The following is a 1,358-nucleotide window of genomic DNA, read 5'->3' as shown; positions in this document are numbered from 1 at the left end:
CTACTTTGAAAATCCTATCGGATTTTCAAAAGGCAATTTTGTACTTGGAAGGGCCTGGGCAAAAATCGCGCAACGGCTCATACACCAGAAACGTTAGGCACAATTTGAATGAAAAAAAGAGTTGGAAACATATTGACTTTTCTGATTTTAGTTATTTCGCTTAATTCTTGCTGTATTGGAGCTAAAGAAAATTATTTTGGAAATAACATTTATCTATCGGAATATGACAATGTTGACCGGAGAATTCTTTATCAAACAAAAAGTTGTGCGACTTCAGGAGTTGAAATTGTTCCAATGACTGTTTTGGAAATTGCGGATAATGATAAATGGATTATTGCAAAAACAGGCAACGGTAGAAAACGAGAAGAAGACAAATTTTTTAAATATTGGGTAATTAAAAATGATTATAAAGATTTACCTAATTCGAAAACTGTAAAAAGAAATACGACCGAATTTAATAATCGACACGACTTTGACAACTTTCTGATTGAAAATAAAATTGAGTTGCAATTGAAAAAAATTGACTGAAATAAAAACTGTGCCTAACAATATATAACCGCAATTACGGCGGATTCGACTACGTCCGAATCCACGCGTAATTGCTAACTTCCGTGCTTAACCGAAAAACCTTGTATATTTATCCGTAACTGCGGTTATACGAAACGTTAGCACCAATGGAAAAAAAACGCACAAATGACTGACAACGATATCGAATTAGAAATTAAAGTCATAACCAAATTTCTGAATTCAGCGAAACGAGATAGATATGTGAGTTTTGTACAAAATGGAAAAAACCGACCAAAATTTCTAAAAGATTTATCAAAAACGGATTTTCTAAATCAAAACTTATTTGAAAGTATGAACGGAAACGAATCTGAAATTATAAAAAACCGAATTAAATCAATTGGAAATATAAACGATTGTTATGTGATTTCGGAAAATAAAAATATTGACCAAAAAAGAATGTCCATCGAAAGTGCTTTAACGGAAACTATTGGAGCTGACCAAGGAACGTTACTTGTATTTGGCAACGCTGAAATTGTATATTCGGAGTCTGAAGGTTTTAACAATAGATGGATAAGCAAAAAGAAAAAAATAAACGGAACTGAAGAGCAAGAAGCGAGAAACCACAGGTGCTAACAATGTGTATAAGCAATGGCTTGTCCTCGCCTACTTGGAAATTCCTGCGGAATTTCCAATGGCAAGTAACTGTTTGCAATTGTCCGTACCGAAACACGCCACTGCTCATACACTAAACGTTATCTGCAATTTAAAAAAACGAAGCGAATGAAAAACCACATTTTTATTTTTACATTTTTACTCTTTCCTTTTATTTCTTTTTCACAAATCGAAAATGA

General features: G+C 33.1%; 2 protein-coding genes. Both read left to right on the top strand.

The annotated features are described in order from the left end of the window. The first annotated feature begins 108 nt into the window (after positions 1-108). Positions 109-528, top strand: a complete 420-nt coding sequence (locus QRD02_RS14255) for a DUF3997 domain-containing protein (protein WP_290255633.1) — start codon at positions 109-111, stop codon at positions 526-528. Positions 529-693: 165 nt separating this feature from the next. After that, entirely contained in the window at positions 694-1,140 is a 447-nt protein-coding gene (locus QRD02_RS14250; protein ID WP_290255632.1) for a hypothetical protein, read from the top strand. Positions 1,141-1,358: the final 218 nt, after the last annotated feature.

Source organism: Aequorivita aurantiaca (assembly GCF_030410135.1).
GTDB lineage: Bacteria > Bacteroidota > Bacteroidia > Flavobacteriales > Flavobacteriaceae > Aequorivita > Aequorivita aurantiaca.
The sequence above is the reverse complement of the archived record's forward strand: the minus strand, read 5'-3'. Positions and strand labels throughout refer to the sequence as shown.

Coding starts and splice junctions, on each gene's coding strand:
- QRD02_RS14255 (WP_290255633.1), top strand. CDS start 109: ATGAAAAAAAGAGTTGGAAACATATTGACTTTTCTGATTTTAGTTATT.
- QRD02_RS14250 (WP_290255632.1), top strand. CDS start 694: ATGACTGACAACGATATCGAATTAGAAATTAAAGTCATAACCAAATTT.